Annotated in this window: 20 protein-coding genes; 9 read left to right on the forward strand and 11 right to left on the reverse strand. The window is 68.8% G+C overall.

The window, feature by feature from the left end; all coding sequences use genetic code 11:
- Nucleotides 1–2: 2 nt before the first annotated feature.
- The 5 genes from QRT08_RS10435 to radB all read right to left on the reverse strand — a co-directional run bounded on the left by QRT08_RS10435 (nucleotide 3) and on the right by radB (nucleotide 3,312).
- Nucleotides 3–278 carry a DUF5808 domain-containing protein gene (locus QRT08_RS10435; protein ID WP_286045884.1) on the reverse strand — a complete coding sequence of 92 codons (276 nt, stop codon included), beginning with the start codon at nucleotides 276–278 and terminating at the stop codon, nucleotides 3–5.
- A 39-nt stretch (nucleotides 279–317) separates the two neighbouring features.
- Nucleotides 318–1,934, reverse strand: a complete 1,617-nt coding sequence (locus QRT08_RS10440; protein WP_286045885.1) for a bifunctional N(6)-L-threonylcarbamoyladenine synthase/serine/threonine protein kinase — start codon at nucleotides 1,932–1,934, stop codon at nucleotides 318–320.
- A 23-nt stretch (nucleotides 1,935–1,957) separates the two neighbouring features.
- Entirely contained in the window at nucleotides 1,958–2,092 is a 135-nt protein-coding gene (locus QRT08_RS10445; RefSeq protein ID WP_286045886.1) for a 30S ribosomal protein S27ae, read from the reverse strand.
- Nucleotides 2,093–2,410, reverse strand: coding sequence for a 30S ribosomal protein S24e (locus tag QRT08_RS10450; RefSeq protein WP_286045887.1), 318 nt, complete (start codon nucleotides 2,408–2,410; stop codon nucleotides 2,093–2,095).
- Between the two features lie 203 nt (nucleotides 2,411–2,613).
- On the reverse strand, nucleotides 2,614–3,312 hold the full coding sequence (gene radB, locus QRT08_RS10455) for a DNA repair and recombination protein RadB (RefSeq protein WP_286045888.1): 699 nt from the start codon (nucleotides 3,310–3,312) through the stop codon (nucleotides 2,614–2,616).
- A gap of 78 nt (nucleotides 3,313–3,390) precedes the next feature.
- Here radB and QRT08_RS10460 point away from each other — a divergent pair, with 78 nt between their 5' ends.
- A complete protein-coding gene (locus QRT08_RS10460; protein ID WP_286045889.1) occupies nucleotides 3,391–4,116 on the forward strand; it encodes a hypothetical protein in 726 nt (241 codons plus the stop codon).
- A gap of 108 nt (nucleotides 4,117–4,224) precedes the next feature.
- Here the strand turns inward: QRT08_RS10460 and QRT08_RS10465 are convergent, their stop codons facing one another.
- The 3 genes from QRT08_RS10465 to QRT08_RS10475 all read right to left on the reverse strand — a co-directional run bounded on the left by QRT08_RS10465 (nucleotide 4,225) and on the right by QRT08_RS10475 (nucleotide 5,896).
- Entirely contained in the window at nucleotides 4,225–4,368 is a 144-nt protein-coding gene (locus QRT08_RS10465) for a hypothetical protein (protein ID WP_286045890.1), read from the reverse strand.
- Between the two features lie 83 nt (nucleotides 4,369–4,451).
- Nucleotides 4,452–5,771, reverse strand: a complete 1,320-nt coding sequence (gene larC, locus QRT08_RS10470) for a nickel pincer cofactor biosynthesis protein LarC (protein WP_286045891.1) — start codon at nucleotides 5,769–5,771, stop codon at nucleotides 4,452–4,454.
- Complete coding sequence (locus tag QRT08_RS10475; protein WP_286045892.1) at nucleotides 5,768–5,896, reverse strand: hypothetical protein; 129 nt, start codon at nucleotides 5,894–5,896, stop codon at nucleotides 5,768–5,770. The genes larC and QRT08_RS10475 overlap by 4 nt, the downstream gene beginning before the upstream one ends.
- Nucleotides 5,897–5,989: 93 nt before the next feature.
- Between QRT08_RS10475 and QRT08_RS10480 the strand changes: the two genes are divergently transcribed.
- The 6 genes from QRT08_RS10480 to QRT08_RS10505 all read left to right on the forward strand — a co-directional run bounded on the left by QRT08_RS10480 (nucleotide 5,990) and on the right by QRT08_RS10505 (nucleotide 10,734).
- A complete protein-coding gene (locus tag QRT08_RS10480; RefSeq protein ID WP_286045893.1) occupies nucleotides 5,990–8,215 on the forward strand; it encodes a CDC48 family AAA ATPase in 2,226 nt (741 codons plus the stop codon).
- Between the two features lie 71 nt (nucleotides 8,216–8,286).
- The gene (locus tag QRT08_RS10485; RefSeq protein WP_286045894.1) at nucleotides 8,287–8,400 is read left to right on the forward strand and encodes a helix-turn-helix domain-containing protein; all 114 of its coding nucleotides are present in this window, start codon (nucleotides 8,287–8,289) and stop codon (nucleotides 8,398–8,400) included.
- A 49-nt stretch (nucleotides 8,401–8,449) separates the two neighbouring features.
- Complete coding sequence (locus tag QRT08_RS10490) at nucleotides 8,450–8,815, forward strand: DUF7344 domain-containing protein (protein WP_286045895.1); 366 nt, start codon at nucleotides 8,450–8,452, stop codon at nucleotides 8,813–8,815.
- Nucleotides 8,816–8,961: 146 nt separating this feature from the next.
- Nucleotides 8,962–9,270, forward strand: coding sequence for an MTH1187 family thiamine-binding protein (locus QRT08_RS10495; protein WP_286045896.1), 309 nt, complete (start codon nucleotides 8,962–8,964; stop codon nucleotides 9,268–9,270).
- Nucleotides 9,271–9,316: 46 nt separating this feature from the next.
- Nucleotides 9,317–10,249 (forward strand): methenyltetrahydromethanopterin cyclohydrolase, encoded by a 933-nt coding sequence (gene mch / locus QRT08_RS10500; RefSeq protein WP_286045897.1) that lies wholly within the window; start codon nucleotides 9,317–9,319, stop codon nucleotides 10,247–10,249.
- Entirely contained in the window at nucleotides 10,246–10,734 is a 489-nt protein-coding gene (locus QRT08_RS10505) for a double winged helix-containing putative transcriptional regulator (protein ID WP_286045898.1), read from the forward strand. Before mch ends, QRT08_RS10505 begins: the two co-directional genes overlap by 4 nt.
- Here the strand turns inward: QRT08_RS10505 and QRT08_RS10510 are convergent.
- A complete protein-coding gene (locus tag QRT08_RS10510) occupies nucleotides 10,709–12,325 on the reverse strand; it encodes a GTPBP1 family GTP-binding protein (protein ID WP_286045899.1) in 1,617 nt (538 codons plus the stop codon). The genes QRT08_RS10505 and QRT08_RS10510 overlap by 26 nt on opposite strands.
- 183 nt (nucleotides 12,326–12,508) lie before the next feature.
- Nucleotides 12,509–12,952, reverse strand: a complete 444-nt coding sequence (locus QRT08_RS10515; RefSeq protein WP_286045900.1) for a J domain-containing protein — start codon at nucleotides 12,950–12,952, stop codon at nucleotides 12,509–12,511.
- Nucleotides 12,953–13,025: 73 nt separating this feature from the next.
- Between QRT08_RS10515 and QRT08_RS10520 the strand changes: the two genes are divergently transcribed.
- Together QRT08_RS10520 and truA are read left to right on the forward strand one after the other, a co-directional pair.
- Nucleotides 13,026–13,166 (forward strand): hypothetical protein, encoded by a 141-nt coding sequence (locus tag QRT08_RS10520; protein ID WP_286045901.1) that lies wholly within the window; start codon nucleotides 13,026–13,028, stop codon nucleotides 13,164–13,166.
- 170 nt (nucleotides 13,167–13,336) lie between these two features.
- Complete coding sequence (gene truA, locus QRT08_RS10525) at nucleotides 13,337–14,134, forward strand: tRNA pseudouridine(38-40) synthase TruA (RefSeq protein ID WP_286045902.1); 798 nt, start codon at nucleotides 13,337–13,339, stop codon at nucleotides 14,132–14,134.
- Here truA and QRT08_RS10530 read toward each other — a convergent pair.
- Nucleotides 14,109–14,636, reverse strand: a complete 528-nt coding sequence (locus QRT08_RS10530) for a universal stress protein (protein ID WP_286045903.1) — start codon at nucleotides 14,634–14,636, stop codon at nucleotides 14,109–14,111. The two genes, truA and QRT08_RS10530, sit on opposite strands and share 26 nt — an antisense overlap.
- Between the last annotated feature and the right edge of the window lie 31 nt (nucleotides 14,637–14,667).

Here is a 14,667-nt window from a genome sequence, read left to right on the forward strand (position 1 = left end):
GATCAGTCGTCGACGACGACCTCGACCGGCTCCTCCTCGTCGCTGTCCTCGGGCTCCATCGAGGCGCTTCGCTCGTTGTAGAGCAGGCCCGCGGCCACGAGGAGGACGACCCACGAGCGCCAACTCGCCAGGTTCAGCGTGTAGCCGACGCCGAAGGGCTTCTCGACGAGCATCCCCTTGCCCGGCTGCCAGTACGCCGACAGCAGCCGCCCGATGCTCGGTCGTTCGAAGTTGTATGGCATGCCGAACAGCGTCCCGGAGTCTGGTTTCTCGGCCATACCTCACCCAACGCCCGCCCGCATTATAAAGCCTCAGGACTACCGGTAGCGTCCCCGCCCCTCGATCTCGCGAAGCCGGTCGAGCACCGCCTCGTCGCCCGCCTCGCGGTAGCCCGCCTCGAACGCCGCCCTGCAGACTTCGAACGCCGCCGCCGTCCCCGCGAGCGACCGCTCGAAGACGTGGAGGTCCATCGCGTGGTCCTCCGTCTCGTCGGTGTGGTAGCCCAGCCCGAAGTCGATGCAGTAGGTTCGTTCCGGCGAGATCCGCACGTTTCGCGGCGTCGGATCGCCGTGGACGAACCCCGCTCCGTGGAGCGTCGCCAGGTGACCGCCCAGTTCGCGGACGCGCTCGGGCGTGATCCCCGCGCTCAGGTCCGCCCGACCGACGCGCTCAAGGACGATCGTCCCCTCCCGGAGGTCGACGTCCCGCACCGTGGGCGTCGGGACGCCCTCGCGGCGGGCGAGGCTCGTCAGTCGGGCCTCGCTAGCGGTGCGCTCGCGTCGAAGCCGGGCGTCGAGGTCGGGGTGTCGATACCGCTTGGGACGCCGGCGCTTGCTCACGTCCTCGCCGAGGTCCACGACCGCTTCCGCGCCGATCACCTCCTCCGCGTCGGTCGTCGGGCGGGAGACGGACTCCCCGCCGCGCCACGTCACGTCGACCTCGTCGGGCCGGAAGTTCGGGTCCACACGGGACTCCTCGATCGGGAGGGTGTCGCCCGCCGTCGCCATCTTCGCGCCGAGGACGGCGATCATTCCGGCGTTGTCGCGCAGGAATCGGGGTTCGGGGGCGTGAAACGACGCGCCGCGGGCGTCGCACATCTCCGCGAGCATCCCCCGGAGGCGGGCGTTCTGGCCGACACCACCCCCGAGAACGAGTTCGTCGCTTCCGGTGAGCGAGAGGGCGCGTTCGCTGACCTCGGCGAGCATCGCGAAGACGGTCTCCTGCAGCGAGAAACAGACGTCCTCGATCCGCTCGCCGGAATCGACGGCGTCACCGGAACTCGAAGAGTTCCGGTTGCCAGTCGAAGGAGCTTCGACAGCGTCCTTCGCGGCGCTCATGATCCCCGAGAACGAGAAGTCCATCCCCTTGACGACGTACGGGAGGGGGACGTACTCGCCGTCTTTCGCACGGTCCTCGATCTTCGGCCCGCCTGGATGGCTCCAATCGAGGTGGCGCGCGAACTTATCGAGCGCGTTGCCCACGCCCGTGTCCATCGTCTCGCCGAGCACCTGATACCGCCCGTTGTGGTAGCCAAGCACGTGGGCGTTCGCGCCGCTGGCGTTGAGACAGACCGGGTTCGTAAAGCCCGAGCGGTGTCGGCCGATCTCGAGGTGGGCGACCATGTGGTTGACGCCCACGAGGGGAACGTCGAGGGATTGAGCCAGCGCGCGGGCGGCGCTGGCGACGATCCGCAGACAGGGACCCAGTCCCGGTCCGCGGGAGAACGCGACCACGTCCACCTGATCGGCCTCCGAGAGTACCCGCTCGATCACCCGCGGGATCGCCTCGCTCATGTGTTCGGCGGCCTCGCGCGGGTGGATGCCGCCGCTGCCGGGCTGGTAGGGGTCCGAGTCGATGAGGACCCCGTCGGTCTCGGAGTCGAAGTACGCGGCGCTGGCGGCCCACGCCGTCCCCTCGATCCCGAGAACGCGCATTTATCGCTGACTCCGCAACGCCACTACTTCCACTCGGTGTAGCTACAGCGACCGCAGTGCATGCGGTCGCCGTAGTCGCCGAGGAACGAGTCGCCACACCGGGGACACTGCTCGCGCTCCACCGAGCCATCCTCGCCGTAGAGGTCGTAGCGGGCCATCTACGCTTCCTCCCCCTCGTCGGCGCCTTCGGAGTCGCCAGCGCTGATCTTGTTGCGTTCGAGCATGTGATCCTGCTCGACGTCGCGCGCGAAGTCGGGGCTCTCGTAGACCTTCGCGTAGCCGACGGTCGTGCGCATCCCGAACTTCGTGTTCATCTCGCGGATGACGACCTCCTCGGCGTCCTTGTTGAGTTTCGCCGCGAGGCTATCCCTGACAGAGAGGCGCTCGGGGGTGGCCTCCTCGTGGGTGATCTCGAAGGTGACGTCCGTACGGTGCAACATCGGGTTCTCCTCCTCCGAAACGATTGAGATGTCCATGATGCTCAGTTGTCTATACGTCTCCCTGAGGCGCGTAAAAGGATTTCGGGACGCACCTTTTGCGCTGCGTGAGTAGCTCTCCAAGCTACTCGCTCGGCAAAAGCTGCACCAAAAGCGCAGAATCCTCCCGTTGGTCGGCTTCTGCTACCGCTCACTCGCTCCGCTCGTTCGCGGTCCACAGCCGTCTACAGTGATCCGTATCGCTACGGCCCGGCCAACTCGTCGATCCCCGCCAGTCCCTCCGCGGTGATCCGGAACTGGACGCTCTCTCCGGCGGGTTTCGAGCGGTGTTTCTCGAGCGTCGCCCGGCGCTTGCCGCCGCGAAAGCGGTCGATCCGCAGCACCGTGCCGGTCCAGTGTTCGAGCGTGTTACCCCCCAGCCCGCGGGTCATCTCCGAGTCGGGGTCGGTGAAGACCTGGTTGGTGATCAGCACGGCGAGGTCGTGCTTCCGGGCGAGACCGAGCAGGTGGGTGACCTGGCGGGCCACCGAGCGCAGCGCGTCGCCCTCGCGTTCGTCCTCGGTGCGCTGCAGTCGGTAGAAGCCGGTCGCGCTGTCTAGGACGATCAGCGACACCTCCTCGGCGAGGTCCTCGACGTCCCGGACTGCCTCCTCCTGCTCGTCGAAGGTGTGGGCCTCGCTGATCACGATCCGCGAGGAGAGGGTCCCGATGTCCCCCTCGTGGGCTGAGAGGAGCTGTTCGAACCGGTCCGGCGAGAGGCCCTCGGTGTCGATGTAGGCGACGCGCTCGCCGGCCGCGGCGCACTCGACGGCCGCCGAGAGCGCAAGGTTCGTCTTGCCGGCGGCGGGCGGGCCGTACACCTGCGTTACGGTCCCGCGCTCGACGCCGCCGCCGAGCAGGTCGTCGACCGGGGGGCAGCCGACGGGGATGGCGTCGTTCACGCCGCAACGTCGGGGTGACGGGGCCAAAAACGCCCCGGTCCGCGAAAGGGTTTAGCGACCCGCGATCGAACCCTGCCCGTGATCGTCGTCGCCACCGAGGACTTCGAGGTGTACCACGGCGTCGTGGGCGAACTCCGCGAGCGCGGGGTCGCGTTCACGACGATCGAACCCGGCGAGGACCTCCCCGAACACGCTCAGGTCGTGATCACCGGTCCTGCCGACGAACTCCCCGGCGGCGTCGAGTCGATCCGGGCCGACCCCGACGACCCCCGCGGGGCGGTCGAGGCGGCCCTCTCGACCCTCCGGGAGGGCGACGGCCGGACGATCGTCGGCGTCGATCCCGGCGACCGGCCGGGCATCGCGGTCCTCTCGGGGGAGACGGTCGTCGCGGCCTTTCAGGTGCCCCTCGCCGACGCCGCGGAACTCGTCCTCGAGGAGGTTCGGGGGGGCGTCGACCCGCTGGTACGGATCGGGGACGGGGCGCGCCTCCAGGGCGCGACGATCGTCAACGCCCTCGATGGCGTCCGAGTGGAACTCGTCGACGAGACCGGAACGACCCCCTCGCTGGGGACCGGCGCCCGCGGGATGGGCGACGTGCTCGCGGCGGTCAACATCGCCCGGATGGAGGGCGACGCCGTCGAGAGCCGCGAAATCGAACCCACGGCGGGGGAACTCACCGTGATCAAACGCCGCTCCCGGGAACGCTCGCCCGAGAACCGGGAGATCGACGAGGCACTGGCGAAACGGGTCGCCCACGGCGAACTCACCGTCGAGGAGGCCTTGGAGGAACACCGCGAGGAGTAGCCGGTCGCTCATGGGGATTCTCGTTAGAAGCCATAGATGGTGGCTGGGCGAACCAGCCATCGTGGTTCAGCTAACCGGCGAAGAGACGATGATCGGCAACGAGAGTCCCTACCAGAACCCGCACTCGGGACAGTCGAGCAGCCCCTGGACGTTGATCGCGGTCGCGCCACAGTCGGGACAGGTGCCCTCCTCGGTCGAGTCGTTCGTGGTCGCCGTCGGTTTCTCCGGCCGCGAGACGAGTTCCGGTGTCATCGACGACCACTCGACCCGCCTCGGACATAACCCTGGTCCTGATAATGATATGATAATACCATGTGTTTATTTCAGTATTAGGTTCACGCGAGGTCGTGCCACGCCGCCTCCGCGCGGGTCAGGACCTCGCGGATCGCCAGGCCGGTCTCACGAGCGACGGCCGCGGCGTCGTCGTACTCGGCGCTGGCGTCGTAGACCTCGCCGGACGCGTCGCTCGCGACCTTCACGTCCACCTCGTGGGCGTCGCCGTCGATCTCCAGCGTGACCGTCTCGATCTCCCTGCTGGCCACCCAGCGGTGGATCCCGGGGACCGCACGCACCCCCAGCGTTCCGGTCTCCTCGGCGAGTCGACGGGCCACCCGCTCCGCGTCCGGGGGCCGACAGATCACCTTCACGAGGTGGCCGGGCCTCGATTTCTTCATCGTCGCGGGCAGGATCGAGACGTCGCGAGCGCCGGCCTCCGTGAGGGTCTCCTGAAGCCCGCCCAGCACCTCGGGCGAGACGTCGTCGACGTTGGTTTCGAGGACCGTGATCTCCTCGCGGGCCATCCCCTCCTCGTCGCCGACGGTCGCCCGAAGGACGTTCGGGTGGTCCTCTAGCTCCCGGTCACCCGCGCCGTAGCCCGAGGCGACGACCCGCAGGCCGGGCAGCGTCTCGACGCCCTCGGCGACGACCGCGAGGATCGCCGCGCCTGTCGGGGTCAGGAGTTCGGTCTCGACCGGGCCGCCGCGGATCGACCAGTCGGCGCGTTCGGCGATCGCCACGACCGCGGGGCCGGGCACGGGGTAGGTCCCGTGGCTCATTTCGACCACTCCCCCGCCCGCCGACAGCGGCGTCGTTACGATGCGGTCGGGATCGAGGTCCGAGAGGAGAACGAGCGTGCCGACCACGTCGGCGACCGCGTCGTCGGCGCCGACCTCGTGGAAGTGGATCGAGTCGAGGTCCTCGCCGTGGACCTCGGCCTCGGCCTCCCCGAGGACCGTGAAGACCTCGATCGCGCTCCCCTCGACGTCGGGATCGAGGTCCATCGACTCGACGAGGTGGCAGACCTCCCGGTAGGAACGGTTCGGTCCCGCCCCTTCCGCGTGGGTGTGGTCCGCGTGATCGTGGTGATGGTGGGCGTGGCCCGCGTGATCCGTGTGATCCTCGCGTTCGTGGGCGTGATCTCCGTGATCCACGTCGTGATCGTGATTCGCGTGCCGTTCGCCCCCTTCCCTCGCGAGGACCACGTCCACGCTCGTCGCGCCGATCCCGTTTCGCACCACGTCGCGGATCTCGTATCGCACCCCGAGGGCCGCCTCGATCGGGGCGAGCACGCCGGGATCCGCGCCGGCGGCGACGAGCGCCCCCAGGATCATGTCGCCGCTCGCACCGGTCCGACCGTCGAACGCAAGCGTTCTCATACCTCGCCCCTCGCGCCCGCGAGCAAAAAGCCCACGCGATCGCTCGATCCCCGAACGCCGTCGTTCTGGTGGCCGCCGGGCGGTCCGTCAAGCAATAGGGTTTTGTAGTCGTTCGTGCGTACCATACCGTGCGAATGAATACCACGCAGGGTCGGTAGGGGGAACACAAGACCTATCGGCGCTGCAGGTGGACACACAACCATCCCCGCAGGCCCATCATGAACGAAGTACAACTCGAGGTGGCGAAAGCCTACCCGAACGACTCCGGGAGGGGCATCGCCCGCCTCGACCCGGACACGCTGTTGCACCTGAAGCTGAGTCCCGGCGACATCATCGAGATCGAGGGCGGCGACACCACCGCCGCGAAGGTCTGGCGCGCCGACCGCCAGGACTGGAACACCGATACCGTGCGCATCGACGGGTTCACCCGGCAGAACGCCGACGTCGGCATCGGCGAGCGCGTCACGATCAGGAAGGCCGACGCGACGAAGGCCGAGAAACTCGTGCTCGCCCCACCCGAGGAGGCGTCGGTTCAGTTCGGGTCGGACGCAGCCGGCATGGTCAAGCGCCAGATCCTCAAACGCCCGGTCGTCGAACGGGACATCGTCCCCGTGATGAGTTCGACGAACCACCCGTTCATGCGCTCGCCCGGCCAGGCGATTCCCCTCATTGCGGTCGAGACCGACCCCGAGGGGGTGTGTCTCATCACCGAGGACACCGACGTCGAACTGCGCGAGGAGCCCATCTCGGGCTTCGAGAAAGCAGGATCAGGGATAACCTACGAGGACATCGGCGGCCTCCAGAACGAGATTCAACGCGTCCGGGAGATGGTCGAACTGCCGATGAAACACCCCCAGATCTTCAAGAAACTCGGGATCGAGCCGCCCCAAGGGGTCCTGTTGCACGGCCCGCCCGGGACGGGCAAGACGCTGCTCGCGAAGGCGGTCGCCAACGAGACCTCCGCGAGTTTCTTCTCGATCGCCGGCCCCGAGATCATCTCGAAGTACTACGGGGAGTCAGAACAACAATTGAGGGAGATCTTCGAGGACGCCGCCGAGGAGGCCCCCGCGATCATCTTCATCGACGAACTCGACTCGATCGCGCCCAAGCGTGAGGACGTCACCGGCGAGGTCGAACGGCGCGTGGTCGCCCAGCTGTTGACGATGATGGACGGCCTCGAATCCCGTGGCCAGGTCATCGTCATCGCCGCGACCAACCGCGTCGACAGCGTCGATCCCGCCCTCAGGCGGCCGGGCCGCTTCGACCGCGAGATCTCGATCGACGTGCCCGACGAGAAGGGACGCGAGGAGATCCTCCAGATCCATACCAGAGGAATGCCGCTGTCGGACGACGTGAGCCTCTCGGAACTCGCGGACGACACCCACGGCTTCGTGGGCGCGGACGTCGAGAGCCTCACCAAGGAGGCGGCGATGCGCGCCCTTCGTCGGTATCTCCCGCAGATCAACCTGGACGAGGAGGACGTCCCGCCCGAACTGATCGACCGGATGATCGTCAAACGCGGGGACTTCCGGGGTGCGCTCGGCGAGGTCGAACCCAGCGCGATGCGCGAGGTGCTCGTCGAACTCCCGAAGATGTCGTGGGACGACGTCGGCGGCCTCGAGGACGCCATCGGCGACGTCAAAGAGAGCGTCGAGTGGCCCCTGACGAACCCCGAGCGCTTCACCCGGTTGGGGATCGACCCGCCCGCGGGCGTCCTGCTCTACGGGCCACCAGGAACGGGGAAAACGCTGATGGCGAAGGCCGTCGCCAACGAGACCAACGCCAACTTCATCTCGATCCGCGGGCCCCAACTGCTCAGCAAGTGGGTCGGCGAGAGCGAGAAGGCGATCCGCCAGACGTTCAGGAAGGCCCGGCAGGTCTCGCCGACGGTGATCTTCTTCGACGAACTCGACAGCCTCGCCCCCTCGCGGGGTCAGGACGTCGGCTCGAACGTTTCGGAGAGAGTCGTCAACCAGCTCCTCACGGAACTCGACGGGCTCGAGGAGATGGAGAACGTGATGGTGATCGCCGCGACCAACAGACCCGACATGATCGACCCCGCGCTGATCCGCTCGGGGCGGTTCGATCGGCTGGTGATGGTCGGCCAGCCCAGCGAGGAAGGACGGAAAGAGATCCTCGAGATCCACACCCGGGACATCCCGCTGGCCGCGGACGTCAGCCTGCGCGAACTCGCCGAGATCACCGACGGGTTCGTCGGCAGCGATCTGGCGAGCATCGCCCGCGAGGCGGCGATGACCGCGCTGCGCGAGGACCCCGACGCGGAGGTCGTCGAGATGCGCCACTTCCGGGGGGCGATGGAGTCCGTGCGTCCGACGATCACCGACGACATCCTCGACTACTACGAGCAGATCAAAGACGAGTTCGCCGGCGGCACCGCCGAACCCGGGCGGGGCAGACAGGGTAGCCGGATCGGCTTCCAGTAGACGACAGCAGGCGGCGTACCTCTCGGGCCTCTTCGGCTGGCCGCGCGCGAGTACCTGCGAGGACCCCGAGGATGATCGCGGCGTCGCTCGGGATCACTCCCTCGACGCTCCACCAGCACCTCCGCGTGGCCGAGCGCAAACACCTCGACGCCGTCTTCGCGCGCCCGGGACCGGACGGTGCCTGACCCGTGGTCCAGACTTATTTATATACTATTCCGTATTCCATTAATAGAGATGCCGACGAAAACCGATAAATCGGACGTGCCATCCGTCCCGCCCGAGGGGGGCGTGGCGATCGAAACGGTGCTCAGAACGCTGTCGAAGCCACGGCGGCGGGCGATACTGAGGCAGGTGTGCGAGTGCGGGGAACCGGTCGACGCGACCGCCGTCGCGACGGCGGTCGTGGCCGGGGAGTGGGCCGGGAGGGACGAACCCGTTCCGGCCGGCGAGCGCGAGCGGGTCCTCCGGTCGCTCCGACACGTCCACCTCCCGAAACTCGCGGCCGCGGGGTTGATCGAATACGATCGGGAAACCGAGACGGCGGTCGCGACCGAGGCCGGCGGCAGGGCGCTTTCGGACCTCGAACAGTCGCTCCTCTGATACTGTCGGTCACACGTCCATCGGCGGTGGTGAAGACGGGCTGGCAACGCGCTGTTGCTCACCGAATCGATCATCGCCGTTCGATCTCCCACGACCGATGGTGTGGGCACCGTCCGTTTTAGTAACTGGACCGCGTTCCATCGGGTATGACCGTGATCGCACTGCTGAGCGTCGCGCCAGTGACCGAGGGGAGCATGGCCGGCGAGGTGGCCAAGGCCGTCGACGCCCTCGAGGAGTTCGACGTGAGCTACGAGACCAACCCGATGGGGACGGTCATCGAGGCCGAGAGCACCGAGGAACTGTTCGCCGCCGCGCGGGCGGCCCACGAGGCGGTCGACGCCGACCGCGTGAGCACCGTGTTGAAGGTCGACGACAAACGCGCGAGCGACGAGAGCGCGAGCGAGAAGGTCGCGGCCGTCGAGCGCGAACTCGGGCGCGAACCACACAGTTCCTGACCGATCGACCGGTATTCCCAAGGTGAGTCCCCTCGCAGTCGGGGGTATGGACAGCCTCAATCGCATGGCGCTCGAACTCGTCGACGAGGCGATCGACTTCGCCGACGAACTCAACCTCCTCGTCTCGGAACTCGACGGCGAGACCACCGTGCTGGACTTCGGCGTCGAGGCCGACGGCGGCCTCGAGGCCGGCCTGTTGCTCGTCGAGATCCAGACGGCGGGACTGGCGACCGTCCAGACCCGGATGGACGCGGTCGGGGGCGTTCCGATGCCGTTCGTCGAGTTCTCGACCGACCAGCCCGCCCTCTCGGTGCTCTGCTCGCAGAAGGCCGGCTGGGAACTCGCCGTCGAGGATTTCGAGGGGCTCGGGTCGGGTCCGGCACGCGCGCTGGTCGCCGAGGAGGAGGAGTTCGCCCGCGTGGGCTACGAGGACGTCCTCGACTTCGCGGTGCTTACCGTCGAGAGCGAGGACCTCCCGACCGCGGCCGCGGCCGGGCAGGTCGCCGAACTGGCCGAGGTCGACACGGGCGCGCTCTTCCTCCCCGCGTTCTCGACGGCGAGCATCGCCGGCAGCGTCAACATGGCCGCCCGGGGGGCCGAACTCGCCGTCTTCCGCCTCTCGGAACTCGGCTACGACCCGCTCGATGTCGTCACCGCGAGCGCGAGCGCGCCGGTCGCGCCCGTCGCCGGCAGCGAGGAGGCCGCCATCGGCCGGACGAACGACGCGCTCGCCTACGGGGGGCGTGCCCACGTCGTCGTCCGCGAGGAGTTCGACCGATTCGAGGAAGTGGCCTCCACGGCCAGCGAGGAGTACGGTCGCCCCTTCGTCGAGATCTTCGACGACGTCGGCTGGGAACTGTACGACGTGCCCGAGTCGATCTTCGCGCCCGCGGAGGTGACGATCGACGTGCTCGGCGGGGCGACCTACCACTACGGCCGGCGCGACGAGGCGTTGCTCGAATCGAGCTTCGGACTATGAGGGTCAAACCGGTGCCCGAACCGCCCGGCGCCGTCGAGGCGGTCGAGCGGATCCGCGAGGCGGTCCCCCTCGTTCCCGAACCCGAGGCGAGTTGCTGTGAGCGCCTCGCTTCGCGTACCGACGTCGATCCCGACGCGGCGAGCGATTGGTTGACGTTCCTTCGGGGACTGGGATTGGTTCGAGAGGGTGAGACGGGATTCTACCGGCCGCACGAGGAGCCCGATCCCGCCCTGTCCGAGGCGTTGCTCTCGGGTGTCTACGGCGCACGCGAGGTGGACGCGCTGCTCGATTCTCGGGAACCGCTCACCGCCGAGGAGGTCTTCGAGCGCTTCGAGGCGGTCCCGCGGTGGGAGCGCCACCGCGACCCCGACTGGGAGGCGTTCTGGGGCGAGCGGGTCGGGAGACTGTTGGAGTGGCTGGTGCTGGTCGGTCTCGCCGAGCGCCGGGAAGAAGGATACGTCAGTCGGCCGGGGTCACGTCCGTGACGGTGCCGACGCCCTTGCTGCGGCCCTCGCGGAAGACGAAGCGCTGGCCCTCCTCGACGAGATAGGGGCGGAACTTGAAGCGCACGCGGGTGGTGCCGGTGTCGCCCGGCAGCAACCGCCCCTCCGAGGGGGTGAACACGCCCGCCTCGCTGATCGTTTCGAGGTGGACCACGGGTTCGTAGCCCGTCGTGATCCGCGTGGGGTGGTTGAGCACCATCACGTCGGCCTCGAACTCCCGGACGGGTTCGGGATCGGCCTCGCGGGGGAGCAGCACCATCCCGCGCTCGATGTCGGCCTCGCGGACCCCCTTGAGCGCGATGCCGACGATCCGGCCCGACTGGGCCTCCTCGACGCGGTGGTAGTGCATCTCGATCGATCGGACCTCGACCTCGGCAAAGGTGCCGTCGGCGAGCGGCCCCAGGAGCAGTTCGTCGCCGGCCTCGACGACGCCGGATTTCACCGTTCCGGAGGCGACCGCGCCCACGCCGGTGATCGAGTAGGTGCGGTCGATGTACATCCGGAACTCGCCGTCGTCGCTCGCGCGCTTGGGGAGGCGCTCGAAGACCGCGTCCAGCGTGTCGAGCCCTCGCCCGGTGACCGCGCTCGTCCGCAGGATCGGGACGACCGTCTCGTCGATCTCCTCGATCGCCGCGTTCACGCCGTGGCGCGCGACCGGCAGGGGCGTGCGCCCCACATCGCGAAGGAGGCGTTCGACCTCGCGGGCGACCTCGCGTTCGCGCTCGTCGTCGACCAGGTCGACCTTGGTGATCGCGACGATGGTGGGCAGGTCGGTCGCCAGAAGCACCCCGAGGTGCTCGCGGGTCGTCTTCGTGGGGCCGTCGTCGGCCGCGACGGTGAGCAGCCCGTAATCGAGCTTCTGGCCCACGAGCCCCCGGATGGTGGTCCGGAGCCACGGCTCGTGGCCCACGGTGTCGACGAACGAGACGAGCCGGTCGGACTCCCGGACGACGCCCGCCCGGTCGGCCTTCCGGTGGGGGTTGTCCATTCTAACCGGTTGGCCCTCGCGGAAGCCGTAGACGGCGTACGAGAGGTCCGCCGAGAGGCCGCGTTCGACCTCGTGGGGCTGGACGTCGAGAAAGCCCCGTGTCCCGCCCTCGCCGTCGTCGCGCTGGCCGGTGACGAGGCTCCCGACGAGCGTGCTCTTGCCGTGGTCGACGTGGCCGGCGGTGCCGATCACGACGTGCTCGTCGTCGGTCCGGAGCATCGACCCCGTTCTGAGGGTCGCGACGCCGACGAGGCCGTCTTCGCCGTCCGGGCCGTCCGCACCCCACGTCTGGACGTCGTGGATGTGGGCGCTCGCCTCCTCCGCGAGCAGCGAGAGGACGTCCATCGACTCGGAGAAGGCGTCGTGGCTGATGCCGGCGATCCCCCCCGAATCGGTGACGCCGACGACGTACGTCGCCTCGCCGTCGCCCGAGAGGACGCGGTGGCGCAACTGGGCCGCGAGGCTCTCCATTCGCCCCCCGTGGAGGTGGTCGGCTCTGGTGAGTCGTTCCTTGAACTCGACGCTGCCACCCTCCCTCTCGCCGTGTTCGATCGCGTCGCGCAACACGGCTCGGTCGGGGCTCATGGGGAGGGGTTGGGGGGAGGTCGACAAAAACCACTCGTTTCGTGGTACCGTTGGACACGGGAGCGATCCCCCGCCATCGATACTCACAGGGAGTCTCGTAGCCACCCGGCTACGTCGCCTCCCGAGAGCCGACGCCGTGGTTCGATCCCCGGGCAGGACCTCCCCGGACTGCCACGATCCCTCTCACTCCGTCAGCCGGTCGTAGGCGTTCGCAACCTCCTTGAACGCCTCCTCGTCGCCGCCCCGGTCGGGGTGGGTGGTTTTGACCTTCTCCCTGTAGGCGCGCTTGACCTCGCCCGTCCCAGCGCCGGGGTCGAGACCGAGCGTCCGGTAGGCCTCCCGGCGGGTCGGCCCGGACGTGCGGGGCGGGCGGGTGGTCCGGGCGTTCCGGCGGCGCGTTCGCTCCCGCGTCCGGGTTCGCTCCCTGCCGGGCCGGCGGGCGCGTTCCCGGACGCGGGCGGCCAGCCGGCCGGTCCCCTGATACCACAGCACGTAGCCGGTGACGCCGAACGGGAGCGCGATCGCGAGCGGCACCGGCGTCCGGTAGGCCGCGGCGAGCGCGACCATGAGGACGGCGATCCCCGCGAACACCGAGGCGAGCACCACGAGCAGCCGCGATCCGGTCACGGCTTCGGTAGGGAGGCGGGGACCGTAAACGTCTCGCCGGCGAACTGAAGGGGCAGCGAGGCGTACCCCCGCCATGAGCCTCACGGGGGTCTGTCAGCACTGCGAGCGCGCGCCCGCCAGCCACACCTGTCCGAACTGCGGGAGCCTCGTCTGTGATCGCCACTTCGACGGCCCGGCGGGGCGGTGTGCGCGCTGTCTCGGCGGGATGGGCTAGCGAGCGTCCCGTCGTTTCGCGAGCGACTCGGGTGGCCGCTCGGGGACCCCTTCGATCGGTTCGTCCGGTTCGCTGACTCCCGGTACGTCCACGAGGCGGTTCCAGCCGGTGACGTAGTCGTCGGACTGAGATGTCGGGGGAGCTATCCGATTCGGCCCGCTACTCGCGGTATGCGTGCCTTTCGCGTCGCCTACGACGGCGATCCGTATCGCGGCTTCCAGCGCCAGCCCGACGTCCGAACCGTCGAAGGGACCCTCTTTCGCGCGCTCCGCCGGCACGGCGTCTTCGAGGGGGAGAAACCCGAAAACTACGCCGCCGCCGGACGGACCGACGCCGGCGTCTCGGCGCTCGCCCAGACGGTCGCCTTCGAGTGTCCGGAGTGGCTCACCCCCGCCGCGTTCAACGGCGAACTGCCCGCCGAGATCCGCGTCTGGGCGAGCGCCGACGCCGAGGGGTTTCACGCCCGGTACGACGCCCTCTCGCGGGCGTACGCCTACCACCTCCACGCGCCGGCGGCCGACGACGAGCTGTTACGGGCGGCTCTCGACCGATTCGTAGGCGCCCACGACTTCCACAACCTCACGCCCGACGGCGGTGACACCACCCGCACGATCCGGGAGGCGGATCTCGAACGGGAGGGCGAGTTCGTCGTCGTCACGGTCCGCGCCGACGGGTTCCTCAGGCAGCTCGTCCGCCGGCTCGTCTCGCTCGTCGCCGCGGTGGGCCGGGGAGAGCGCGACCCGGCGTTCGCAGAGAGGGCGCTCTCGGACGAGCGCCTCACCGGCCCGGAGGGGATTCCACCGGCGCCGCCGGAGCCGCTCGTCCTCGTGGACGTGACGTACGACCTCGATTTCGAGGTCGACGAGCGTGGTGCGGAGAGCGCCCGTGAGGTCTTCGGCGAGAAGCGCGTCGAGCGCGAGGCAGGCGCGCGGGTCGCCGGGTTCATCGAACGCGGAGTCGACGGGTAACGACGGGCGTCTCCACGCTAAGAGTCAGCACAGCACCGTGACCGGGGGGACTGGCGTTTCTGGCGACCGACTCGGGGACGCTCCACAGCAGGGGGCGCAGTTCCGTCTGCTGGTGGTCCGCGATGACGACGCGGTCGACGTTCCGCTCGTCGGCGCAGGTGACGATCTCCTCGACCGCGTTTCCCGATCTCACTACGGGCTCGATCTCCCGTTCGTGCTCGTCCGCGAGTTCGCACGCCCGGTCGAACACGCGCTCGGCCCGCCGCCGCTGTGCTCGGTTGAACGCGTTCCCGTCGGGCATCACCTCGTCGTCGAGATCGAACCCGCACTCCGGAACCATGTACGCCTCCGGGTCGCGGTCCCCGAAGAGGCCGAGCGGATCGCTCGTGGCCGTCACGTGGACGATCGTGATCCTCGCGTCGGGATGCTCCCGCAGCGCGTGTTCGAGGGCGGTCTCGGACGCCTCGGTCGCCCCCATCGCCACCAGCACGTGGCGGTTCATGGTCGCGCGTTCGATCCGCTACGAGGAAAAC

Origin of the sequence: Halalkalicoccus sp. NIPERK01 (assembly GCF_030287405.1) — an archaeon.
Taxonomy (GTDB): domain Archaea; phylum Halobacteriota; class Halobacteria; order Halobacteriales; family Halalkalicoccaceae; genus Halalkalicoccus.

Coding starts and splice junctions, on each gene's coding strand:
- QRT08_RS10495 (WP_286045896.1), top strand. CDS start 8,962: ATGACCGTGATCGCACTGCTGAGCGTCGCGCCAGTGACCGAGGGGAGC.
- QRT08_RS10485 (WP_286045894.1), top strand. CDS start 8,287: ATGATCGCGGCGTCGCTCGGGATCACTCCCTCGACGCTCCACCAGCAC.
- QRT08_RS10505 (WP_286045898.1), top strand. CDS start 10,246: ATGAGGGTCAAACCGGTGCCCGAACCGCCCGGCGCCGTCGAGGCGGTC.
- QRT08_RS10480 (WP_286045893.1), top strand. CDS start 5,990: ATGAACGAAGTACAACTCGAGGTGGCGAAAGCCTACCCGAACGACTCC.
- QRT08_RS10445 (WP_286045886.1), bottom strand. CDS start 2,092: ATGGCCCGCTACGACCTCTACGGCGAGGATGGCTCGGTGGAGCGCGAG.
- QRT08_RS10520 (WP_286045901.1), top strand. CDS start 13,026: ATGAGCCTCACGGGGGTCTGTCAGCACTGCGAGCGCGCGCCCGCCAGC.
- QRT08_RS10465 (WP_286045890.1), bottom strand. CDS start 4,368: ATGACACCGGAACTCGTCTCGCGGCCGGAGAAACCGACGGCGACCACG.
- QRT08_RS10530 (WP_286045903.1), bottom strand. CDS start 14,636: ATGAACCGCCACGTGCTGGTGGCGATGGGGGCGACCGAGGCGTCCGAG.
- mch (WP_286045897.1), top strand. CDS start 9,317: ATGGACAGCCTCAATCGCATGGCGCTCGAACTCGTCGACGAGGCGATC.
- larC (WP_286045891.1), bottom strand. CDS start 5,771: ATGAGAACGCTTGCGTTCGACGGTCGGACCGGTGCGAGCGGCGACATG.
- QRT08_RS10450 (WP_286045887.1), bottom strand. CDS start 2,410: ATGGACATCTCAATCGTTTCGGAGGAGGAGAACCCGATGTTGCACCGT.
- QRT08_RS10475 (WP_286045892.1), bottom strand. CDS start 5,896: ATGGTACGCACGAACGACTACAAAACCCTATTGCTTGACGGACCGCCC.
- QRT08_RS10440 (WP_286045885.1), bottom strand. CDS start 1,934: ATGCGCGTTCTCGGGATCGAGGGGACGGCGTGGGCCGCCAGCGCCGCG.
- truA (WP_286045902.1), top strand. CDS start 13,337: ATGCGTGCCTTTCGCGTCGCCTACGACGGCGATCCGTATCGCGGCTTC.
- QRT08_RS10510 (WP_286045899.1), bottom strand. CDS start 12,325: ATGAGCCCCGACCGAGCCGTGTTGCGCGACGCGATCGAACACGGCGAG.
- QRT08_RS10490 (WP_286045895.1), top strand. CDS start 8,450: ATGCCGACGAAAACCGATAAATCGGACGTGCCATCCGTCCCGCCCGAG.
- QRT08_RS10435 (WP_286045884.1), bottom strand. CDS start 278: ATGGCCGAGAAACCAGACTCCGGGACGCTGTTCGGCATGCCATACAAC.